This is a genomic window from Streptomyces sp. NPDC002573 (assembly GCF_042889625.1).
GTDB lineage: Bacteria > Actinomycetota > Actinomycetes > Streptomycetales > Streptomycetaceae > Streptomyces > Streptomyces gibsoniae.
Genome location: NZ_JBIARC010000065.1, coordinates 16,331 through 26,914, shown reverse-complemented (window position 1 = coordinate 26,914; position 10,584 = coordinate 16,331). Strand labels below are relative to the sequence as shown.

Below are 10,584 nucleotides of genomic sequence, written 5' to 3'. Positions count from 1 at the left end.
TTACCGCAGGTGGCATCGCTCCGACCTCGCGGCCACGGTTTCGTGCAGGCCGTCGGCAGCATCGTCCGCTACGCACCGATCGAATCACGCCCCACTGTCCCCAAGGTGGCTGTGTCTGACCCAGCTCAGCTCTCCGCCTCACGGCCTCGTCGCCACCACGCCCGACGCGCCCCCTCGACGGGGCCCTGGATCCTCCCCCGTCGCTCATGTCTGTTCGTTCCGCAAGGCCGGGGATCTGGGCGGGACCCGGCGAACCGGCGCTCACGGAGGCACGCGAACGTCCGGATACGTCGAAACGGACCTGTCGCCCGCTCAGGGACGGCACTCCCGGAGGTACTCGTGTATGGCTTTGCCGATGGCCGCGCCTAGGCCGACGGGGACGGCGTTACCGATCTGTCGGGCGATCTGGATCTTCGTCCCGTGCCACTTGAAGGTCTCGGGGAAGCCTTGGATCAGGGCGGCCTCGTAGTGGGTGATGGGCCGGTGCGCTGTGGGGTGGAGGTAGCGCCCCTTCTCCGGCTTGTAGAACTCGGTGCGGATGGTGACCGAGGGACGGTCGCTGTGCAGGCGGCCCATGACGTCGCCGGAGCCGTTGTCGTGGCGGTCCCAACTGGGGGTCGACAGGGGGACCTCCTCGCCGTCGATGGGTGCCGTCTTGCCTCGCAGGTCCTTACGGTTGCCGCCCTCCGGGATGGCCGCGTATCGGGCCAGGGACAGGTCTCTGGGGCTTCGACCGATGTGCAGTTGGGTCGTGAGGTAATGTCCGGGCACGCGGACCCCCGCGCTGGTGGTGATACCCGAGGAACCGATGTCGGGCAGTTCCGTGCCCGCCGTCGCCTCGGGGGTCTTGGAGAACACGGCGTCTTGGACGGTGACCCAGGCGGGGGTGTCGTCGGTGGTGAACTGGCCCGGAGCGGTGCGTGTGTGGGTGGGGCGGGGATGGGACAGGGCGGCACGGCTGGGGTGCGAGGCGATGACGTCCTCGCGGGTGCCGATGACGATGGTCCGGCGTCGGGCTTGGGGTACCCCGTAGTCGGCGGAGTTCAGGATCGCGTCGACGATGCGGTAGTCGCCCAGGCGTTTTTTGTCCGCGACGGCCGCCCGAAGGTCGACGAACTGAGGCGAGCGCAGAAAGCGGTCGACGTTCTCGATGACGAAGATCTTGGGGCGGATCTCCTCGACGACCTGTAGGTACTGCTTCCACAGCAGGTTCCGGGGGTCGTCGGGGTCCTCCTTGCCCAGGCCTGAGAATCCCTGGCAGGGAGGGCCCCCGATGATCACGTCGGCTCTGCCCTTGTACGGCGAGGCATCCCAGCCGGTGATGTCCTCATTCGCCACGTGGCCGCCGAAGTTGGCCTCGTAGGTGGCCGCGGCCGCCGCGTCGAACTCCACCGCGGCGATGCTCTTAAAGGGGCTGGAGCCCTCGCCGGCGGGCTCGTATCCCATCGTCAGTCCGGCGGTGAACCCGCCCGCCCCCGAGAACAGGTCCACGACCGCGATCGTGGGGGCGTCGGCCGGGCGCTCGGCGCCGGATGGTGTTCTTGGGGCAACGGTGGGCATGACGTCGGATTCTATGTCGATGGATCGTGTCGGTCTAAAAGCCGGGACGGATGGCAGGGCTACGAGACGATCTTGTCAGTCGAGAGCTGCGATGATGCGTCGGCCCAGCTCACGGGCGAGCCGTGGGGGGACCGCCTGGCTCACCTGGCGGTAGGCGGAGGTCTTCTTACCCTGGATCCCCCAGTCCTCGGGGAGGCCTTGGAGGAGTGCCACCTGCTCGACGGTGAGTCTGGGCAGCCCGTAGCGGGGCTCGACATCGAGGTCGAGCCTGAAGCCCGGTCCCGGCACGACGTCGCCGATGCTCCCGCCGTACACGCCGTGCCGCGCCCACTGGGACTTGGCGCGCGAGGGCCCCAGATCGGCTCCGCCTCTGCCGGTGGCGCCTCCGACGATCAGCGGGGCCGGGGAGTCGGCCCGGGCCGCCCACTGGGCGGCCTGCGGCCAACCGCGGGCCGCCATGGACTTCAGCAGGGTCTCTCCCAGGGACGGGGCGGGCCTGCCGGTGGGGGTGGGCCAGGAGAAGCGGCGCATGTTCTCGGGTGCCATCGCGACGGCGAAGCCGTGGACGCGGTTTTGGGGTATCTCGAAGTCCGTGGCCTGCAGGCTGCCCCAGGCCAGCTCGTACCCCAGCGCCTGGGCGGTCTGGTGGATGCGCCGGCGGGGCTCTTCGAAGCGGACGTCGGTGTGGAAGGTGGGGATGTTCTCGAGCACGAGGACGCGCGGACGCACGGCGAGCGCCATCTGCAGGGCGGCCTCCAAAGCATCGCGCGGATCGCTCATGGCCTGTTGCAGTCCGGCCATGGTGTAGGGCGAGCGGGGCAGGCCGCAGCACAGCAGGTCCACCCCGTGCAGCCGCGGGTGCCGCGTGGGGTCGATGCGTTGGATGTCGTCGTGGACGACGTGCCAGTCGGGCCGGTTGTGGTGAAGGGTGGCGCAGCTGTCGGCGTCGATGTCGACGGCGGCCAGGATCGTGAAGCCGGCCTGCTCAAACCCGAGCGCCTGTCCGCCGACGCCCGCGCAGACGTCGACGGCCGTGGGCGCGGTGCGCACACTGTGGCCGCTGAAGGCGACCCCTCCACCGGGGTCTCCCGCCCGGGTGTGTTCGCCTGCCGTCGACCCGACGGGTATCGCCTCGCTTTCCGGGCGCGTGGGGGCGGGGGCCGACGCGCCGTTGCGGTCCTCATCGTCGGTCCCGCCGCCTTCCGCCCTGGTCAGGGTGCGAAGTGACTCGGCGAGGACGATCCGCAGTTCCTCATCGAGCTCGCCGGTCGTGAGGGACTCGAAGGAGACGAAGGCGCGCAGGCGCATGAGCCGCATCAGGAACTCCCGCAGGACCTTGCGCTCGGCCACCTCCGCCGTGGGGATGTCGGCCGCTTCCCAGACCCTGATGATGGAGCGCACCAGATGGGGGCTGGCTCCCAGGGAGACCCGGCGGCCGTAGATCTGGTCGAAGGCGGACTCGCTGAGCACGGCGAGGGAGGCGTAGAGGTCGGCCCCCGGCGCGTCGGCGTCGTGGACGAGGTGGGCCCGCCACCACAGGCGGCCGAAGACGTGACGGGTGACGTCGACGCCTTGGACGCGCTCGGGATGCAGTTTGGAAAAGCGCCATGCGGCGACGTCGGGCATGACGATCAGGGAGAGGAAGGCCCACATGTCGCCGACGACGGCTTCGGCGGGGATGACCCCGGAGTCGCGGTGAAGGATCTCGGCGACGGGGACGTCGAAAGCGGACACGCTCCGCCCGATCGGGGTGTGGGGGAAGCCGTGGTCGGTGGCGACGCCGAGGATCGCCTCGCGGAGCTCCCTGAGCCGGGCCTGCGGAACCCTCACCCCGCCGGTGGCCGCGTAGAAGAGGGCGGGGTGGGAGTAGCCGGCGCGCTCGCGCAGCTCCTCGAGGGTGCTTCGCCGAGCGGTGTCGGCGAGGTCCCTGGCCGCGGCGGGCAGGAGGCGGGGGAACAGGTAGGCCATCACGACTCCTTGGCGAAGAGGCCGGCGGCGTCCTGGATACGGGTGGACAGCAGGGCGGGGTCGCCGCGTCGCACGGAGCGCAGGGAGGCCACGTCGGTCTCGGGGAAGTGGGTTCGCACGACGCCGAGCAGGGTGTGGCCGAGGGTGTCCGGCTCGAAGGCCGAATCGTCGTCGAGGTCGTCGTGGTCGAGGGCGTGTTCGATCATGAGGCGGGTGACGTCCTGGCGGAGTGCGGACTGGATCATGCGCTCGGCGGGACTCGCCTTGTTCGCTTTGCGCAGGGCTTCGAGGACGAGGGTCGTCCGGCTGTTGACGAGCAGGAGGAGGGAGCCCATCGTGGCGGCCTCCAGGTTCCGCCCGATCTCCAGATGCCAGGGGGCGTCGGCCGGGTATCCGGCGTCCAGGAAGTCGACGACGGCCATGGGGAACTGTGAGGCGTCGCCCTGGAGGCGTACCTGGGTGCGCCTTCGCCACAGTACGGAACCGGCGCGCCGGGCGCCGGTGGGGTCGGGGTTGTCCAGTCGTCGTGCGAGGACGAGCTGGGTCTCGAGGGTCAGGATCCCGCCGCTTTCCCGCCCCAGCACGGTGAACGCGGGCTGGACGGTGCGGACGCCGGCGCCGTCCAGGGTGATGCGGTGGGCGAGCATGCGAAGTCCTGAACCGGAGGAGGTCCAGACGGTGGTGAGGATCAGCTCCGCTTCGGGGGGCAGGCCGGCGGTTTCGCGGACGGTGTCGAGGTCGACGTCGATGGAGCACTCGAGCCCGAGATTCGTCTGGTAGTCCCAGTCGGCGAGCGCGGACGGCAGGGGGACGGCGGTGCCGTCGTCCAGGCGCAGGGTCCAGCCGGAGGTGGAGACGGCGTCCGGGTGCGGGCGCCGGTAGGGAAAGGCGCGACGGTTCACGCGTGCCCCTCCCGCCGGTCGGCGGTCACGAGGATTTCGGTGACGGTGTCGGGGGCGGGCCTGACCAGGAGGGCCCAGACGGCGTCGTCGCCGCCGCTCGTCTTCAGGCTCTCGGTGCGCAGGACCTCACCGTCTCCACAGCGCCAGCCCAGGACGGTCGGGACGGCCGCGCCTTGTGGGGGTGTGTCCTCCCGGCCCGTGTCGTCGCCGAGGGCGACGGAGAGTCGGCTGCGCACGGTCTGTTCGCCCGTATCCAGGAGTTGGAAGCGCTGTACCAGCACGGTCTGCCCGTCGAGGAAGTCGAGTAGGGGCTCTTCGAGGTAACGGATCCGGGTGCCGCGGCGGCCTCGGATCGCCGTGCCGGAGGAGGCACCCGGAGCGCCGCTTGCGACGCTCGCCGCGGCGGGCCCCGCGTCGTCGGCGGGGCGGGGCGTGTCGGTTGGTGGCGCGGCGTCGAAGACGGCGGAGCCGCCTTCGCCGGGGGCTCCCGCCATGAGCCCGGCCATAAGTTGACTCATGCCGGCGAGGGAGACGCCCTCGCCTGCGTGGTCGACGACGGCCGCGGGGGCCGCCGCCTCCCGCATGGCGTCCGCTATCTGGCGAAGGGCGTGCCGGGCCAGCCGGCGGTCGTCGCCTTGCAGGCGGTCTACCTTCCAGTCGTCGTGGCTGGCCGGCTCGGTGGCCGCGAAGACGCGGTCCATGCCGGGGTCCGCGCGGAAGACCGCGGCGTAGCCGCCGTGTTCCTCGAAGAAGGGCGGCCCCTCCAGGTACCGCACGACGAGGTCCACCGGACGCATCAGGCAGGTGTGGTGGATCCGCTCACCGATGCCGGCCTCGATCGCGACCTTGGGCGGGGAGTCGGGCGGGGCGAGGAATCGTCGCACGCCCAGACGGCCCAGGGGCCTCCGCAGGCTCTTGTGGTGCAGTTCGCGGTCCATCTGGCCGTGCGCCCACAGGAATGGACGCAGGTGCGGCACCTCGGAAGGGCGGGGGATGCGCACTTCCAAGCCGTCGTGCAGGACGGAGAACCGCATGGGGGCCTCCCCGCCCTCGGGCAGCATCTTGGGCCACAGATGCCACACCATGGCGTCGGCGATCCACCGCATGGCCTCGGCGTCGTCGCGGTCCGCGAAGGCGGGGTCGACGACGGCGACGGTGGTGCCGGTCTGTCCGTGGGGAAATGCGGGCAGGCCGAGGCGGCGGGCGACCTCGTCGGCCTGCTCGTCCAGGAGGGGCTCGATATAGCCCTCTAGCGCGCGGCCCCAGTAGTGGCGTCCCGTGAAGGTCTTCGGTCCGTTGACGGTCTCGGTGCTGTAGCTCTCGTGGACGGCCCAGCCGATCAGGCGCGTCTGCAGCCGGCCCGCGATGCGGCATCGGGTGTGGACCAAGACGGTGTGCGGCGTGGAGACCAGGTGGAAGACGGCCTTGCCGTATCCGTAGGTACCGCCACGGCCGTTGAGGTCCTGGGAGCTACCGGTCTTGCGGACGAAGGAGACGAAGTCGCTGTCGCCGTCGGTCACGACGTCCGCGCGCGTGGGCCCGCCCAGCCCTCGGGTGCCGGTGTCGGTCACGGTGAGGATCCGCAGGACGGGGCGTGCCAGCGACGTGCGCAGGGCGAGGTGTTCCGCCGTGGGCGCGTTCTCCGCCAGCAGGGCGCGCCAGACAGGGGCCTGCCCGGGCCCCAGCGTGCGCAGCTCGATCCGGTAGTCGACCGGTCCATCGCCGACTCGGGCGTCCCAACTGTTCTGCGCGGATTCCCGCACGAGCAGTGTCAGCGGGTCGAGTTCGGTGGCGTCGAGGTTTTTCAGCATGCCCTCGGCGGCACCGCCGCCTCCGGGCCCGTAGGGCTCCGACATCCAGCGCGGCGACGTGGTCACGCGGTCTCCCCCATGTGTCTGAGAAGGTCGTTCACGGTGGCGTCGTCGAGGGGCTCGGTGCGGGCCGCGGCCAGGTCGACGGTGTATCGAACGTCGAGCACCCCGAGGGGCGGTGTCCCTTCGGCCATGGACGCCGCGGTGAGTCGGGGGAAGTCGTCGTCGACCAGGTGCCATCGGCTCTCGACCAGGCGCAGGCGCGGCTCGTGGTGGTGCTCGCCGGAGGGCCGGTAACCGATGCGCACGAGCTTGGACAGCAGAGCCAGCTCGTCGCCGCACATTCTCCTGGCCCGCGTGACCAGGTCGGGCAGCGACGTCCCGTCGGGGTGAGGCTCGAAGCGATGCCAGGCCAGGAGAAGACTGCCGCCGGCCGGTGTCTCGAGTTGGTCCAGTCCGTGGATGTGCATGGTGCGGCGCTCGGAGGCGGTGACGACGCTCTTGACCTCGACGGCCCGCATGCCGTCACTGAAGTCGTGGCGGTTGCCCTCGGGACCGGTCCAGTGCCGCACGGCGTCGGGGTCGTCTTCGAGCATGCGGGTGAGGACGAGTAGTTCCCCGAACAGGCCGATGACCTCGGCGGGTGTCAAGGTCCTTGGGAGGGGGGCGAACAACTGCCGCCAGCGGTCCACCACCATGCGTGCGGTGTGATAGGGACGCGCGGCGTCGGCCTCCAGCGCCACCAGGACGTCCCCGCACAGACCGGTGAAGACGTCGTCGAGCTCACGCCGGCTACAGGCTATGTCGGCATAGCGGGCGTACCCGTCCTCGTTCTGCAACGGACGCTCGCAGATACCGAGGGCGGCGCCCACGGGCGTGTCGGCGATGCGCTGTCGTGCCCGCAGCGGGACCATGAGGTGCCGTATGCCGTTCACGTCCACGGCCGCCAGGACCTGGCCGCAGGAGGTCTGAACGGGCAGGACGGAGGTGCGCAGCACGTCGGCGCGCGGGGCGGGGACGGCCTCGAGCCGTTCCCAGTGCTCGTCCAAAACCGTGCGCAGGTCGCTCATCGGCCGTCCTCAAGGAGCATGGCCCTTTCGGCGTCGTCCATGGCGTCGAGTTCGTCCTGCTCCGAGACGACACCACTGAGGTCGGCGCTGTACCACTCCACCTTGGCGTCCTCGCCGCAGGGCTGAGGGAAGACGAGACCGACGCCGATGACGTGATCGACGGCGTCGAGCGGCTCACGCCGCTTACTCGTGGGCGGTGAGAGACGGTCGATCGGGTAGAGCGCCAGCAGTCCGGTCTCCGGGCACTGGATTTTCCGCAGACGCTTGAGCTCCGCCTCGTTGACCTCGTGGGAGCCGGATACGTCGAGGTCGACGCCGGCGTCGCGGGGGCTCATCAGAGTCTTGATATCCGCGGCCTCGTGTCCGGTCATCTCGAGCTTCGCGCGGTTGACGCGCGCGACGGCGATGCCGGGGGCGAACTCGTAGAACTCCTCGGCCGATCCGCCGGGCTTGCCGATGATCGCCACGTTCCAGTTCCGCAGGCCCCCGCCGTGGGCCTTGACGCGTCGCTCGATGTACTGGCTCAGCAACGCCGTGTCGCATTCGATCGACTTGTCGTGGAAGCGGTAACGGTCGAGGAATTCGAGGATGAGGTCGTGGGGGACGTTGCGTAGCAGGTGTCGGCCGTGCTCGGTGCGGTCCTCGTGGCGCGCACCGACGTCCAGGGCACTGCGGACGAGGTGGCCGGCCGCGTCACGGTTGGCGCGCAACCAGTCGGCGTCCTGGGTGCGGAAGTAGCGTGTCTGGACGCGTTGGCCGCCGTAGGAGGAGCTGGCCTTGACCGCGTCGCGCATCTTGGCGGCCGCGGTGATGCGGAGCGCGGGGTGGTTGCGCAGTCGGACGGCGAAGGACAGGGGGGTCTTGTCCTCGACCATGTAGACGTCGATGTCGCGGCGCATCTCGGCCTCGACCGTCGCGATGTGGCGGAACCAGTCGCGCAGTTCGGAGGTCATCCAGATGCGGGGCAGGTCGGCGTAGCCGTCGCGGAAACCGAACCAGCGCCCCATCTGCAGCAGCGTGTCGTACGTGGAGGCGCCGCGGACGAAGTAGCTGACGGTGAGGCCTTCGAGGGTGAGGCCGCGGGAGAGCGTGTTCCCGCCGACGGCGATGGCGACGACCGGTCCGGACTCGTAGTCGAGGCGTTCGACGCTCTTGGAGTTGTCCAGGACGATACGGCAGTCCTCGACGACTCCGGCAAGCTCGCCCCGAAGGGCGTCGAAGGCCACCTTCTCCTCTCCCAGGGAGGGCTCGGAGCCAGGGACGCGCGCGGTCTCGGCCTCCCACAACGCCCGCAACTCCTCCAGGAGTTCCTCGTCGCCGGTGTCGACGAGGTCCGCGACACTCTTACGGAAGTCCTCGAGCGGCCCTTTGAAGCTCTCGTGGACGATCGTGCTCACGCTCGTGTGGATCAGCATGGTGGAGTGGGCGATCCCGTGTCCGCGGACCCGACGGGCCGCCGTGGCGAGCCAGAAGTACAGCACGGAGGTCCGCAGAGATCCCTCGATCTCGGGGAGGAAGTCGTCCAACTCGTCGCGGCCGGGGCGGACGAGGTCCACCTCCCACGGAGGGATGACGCGAATCATGTCGTAGCCGTCCGGCGCGTCCTGCGGGTCCTCGCCGTCGATCGGCTCCCGACCGAAGAGGACCTCGGTGCCGAAGTGGCCCTCGGGCTTGGGCAGGTTGACGATGAAGTCCCGCGGATACAGGTCGTCCGCCGTGGGATCGATGAGAAGGTTGGCGAACGGGGTCGCGGTGTAGCCGACGTAACCCCCACGCGGGAACAGGTCGATGATCTCGCGCATCAGGGGATTCGTACGCTTAGAGGCGACGCTCGCCTGGTCGGCCTCATCGTCGATGATGAGAGTGGGGCAGTTCCTGAGATTGTCCGGAGTGGCCTTCTCCAGCCACTCCTTCAACTTCTTCAGCCGCGGCACGTTCTTCTTCACGACGCACAGCACGTGCTGGTCGCTCTTGTGGGTGAAGAAGGCGGCAGGACTGCCGGGGGGCGCCTCGAAGTCGCCGTCCGCGCCCGTGAGCGGGTGCCACTGGTCCAGGACGGGGTTCACCAACTGCTTCTCCAGACGCAGCTGCGTCTGCCGTCGCAAGCCGTTGTGAATGCCCGCGAGGACGATGAAGAACTTGTACCCGGCGTCCGCGGCCTTGGCGATGAGGGCCGTGAAGTTAGTGGTCTTGCCGGACTGAACGTAGCCGACGACGAGCCCGCGGGTGGAGAACCGACGCTCCATGGGGTGGTCGAGCATCGAGACGACCTTGGTGGACGCCTCGTCGAGGGACTGCAGGGCGGCTTCGCTCCACGATCCCTTACCCAAGAGCTCCCGCAACGCGGGCCAGCACCGGTCACCCTGCTGAGGACCGACGTACCACGTCTCCCTGTTATTGCGGACGACGGAGCCGGGCTGACGCATCTCACGAACCTTGATGGTGTCCCGCTGGTGCCGCCCGGCGATGCGCTGGGCGATGGCCGCGTCCAGGCCGAAAAGCTTGATCGTGTTCAGAGCCTGCTCGGGCGTCTGAGTCCTGATCATGTTCTTGAAGGCTTCGTACTGCGCGTCGAACTCGTCCATGGATCCCCTCCCCCTCCCGTCCCGGCCATGCGGGAGAGGACCCCGACCAGGAGAGATGTAACACGAAAGTACAGGGATTATCACAGCCCACAGCAGAGGGGCCACCAAGGGAGCTTCCAGCTCTCATCGCCACGCCGTGGCCCTGTCCATGACACGTCGGTCACTCGGCGTGGCTCAGGCTTCCACAGTGAGCCATAGCGCCTCGTAACGGTACGAATATGATCCCTGCCCAACCTGTCCGCCGGGGATTCGAGGCCTGTCCCCTCGCCCCTGCCCCACAGATGCGGAGGCGAACACCCATCGCCGCGAGCACCGCACCGGCTTACCCCGGTGTCCACCTTCGTTCCGTTACACATCGTGGCTCCGGGCGGCGGAGCCGGGGGGCGACGAGCCGCGGTTCGTTCGAGCGGGAGAATGGGCGGCGGGGACGGGGCCGACGGGTTTCGCCCGGCCCGCCGGGCGGCCGCGACTTTCGGTGCCGTGGCACTACGCAGGGCGGCCGCGACTTTCGGTGCCGTGGCACTACGCAGGGCGGTCGGGCGGTCTCGGCCGTCCCACGCAGACGACGGGAAAGGGGTGCCGCCGCAGATGGGGTCCAGCAGCGAGCTTCGGGGGACGCGGGATCGCTCCTGGAAGCCGCGTCCGGGACGCGATCGGGCGCAGATCTCGAGGGAACAGGATCGAGCGG

6 protein-coding genes are annotated in these 10,584 nt (G+C 69.6%); all 6 read right to left on the bottom strand.

The window, feature by feature from the left end:
- Positions 1 to 312: 312 nt before the first annotated feature.
- On the bottom strand, positions 313 to 1,560 hold the full coding sequence (locus ACFYX0_RS37710) for a DNA cytosine methyltransferase (protein WP_388977764.1): 1,248 nt from the start codon (positions 1,558 to 1,560) through the stop codon (positions 313 to 315).
- A gap of 75 nt (positions 1,561 to 1,635) precedes the next feature.
- Positions 1,636 to 3,528, bottom strand: a complete 1,893-nt coding sequence (locus tag ACFYX0_RS37705; protein ID WP_388977761.1) for a DUF6339 family protein — start codon at positions 3,526 to 3,528, stop codon at positions 1,636 to 1,638.
- Entirely contained in the window at positions 3,528 to 4,430 is a 903-nt protein-coding gene (locus ACFYX0_RS37700; protein ID WP_388977758.1) for a hypothetical protein, read from the bottom strand. The genes ACFYX0_RS37705 and ACFYX0_RS37700 overlap by 1 nt, the downstream gene beginning before the upstream one ends.
- A complete protein-coding gene (locus ACFYX0_RS37695; RefSeq protein WP_388977754.1) occupies positions 4,427 to 6,307 on the bottom strand; it encodes a hypothetical protein in 1,881 nt (626 codons plus the stop codon). Before ACFYX0_RS37695 ends, ACFYX0_RS37700 begins: the two co-directional genes overlap by 4 nt.
- Positions 6,304 to 7,311, bottom strand: coding sequence for a PD-(D/E)XK motif protein (locus ACFYX0_RS37690; RefSeq protein ID WP_388977751.1), 1,008 nt, complete (start codon positions 7,309 to 7,311; stop codon positions 6,304 to 6,306). The genes ACFYX0_RS37695 and ACFYX0_RS37690 overlap by 4 nt, the downstream gene beginning before the upstream one ends.
- Positions 7,308 to 9,896, bottom strand: a complete 2,589-nt coding sequence (locus ACFYX0_RS37685; protein WP_388977748.1) for a Z1 domain-containing protein — start codon at positions 9,894 to 9,896, stop codon at positions 7,308 to 7,310. The genes ACFYX0_RS37690 and ACFYX0_RS37685 overlap by 4 nt, the downstream gene beginning before the upstream one ends.
- Between the last annotated feature and the right edge of the window lie 688 nt (positions 9,897 to 10,584).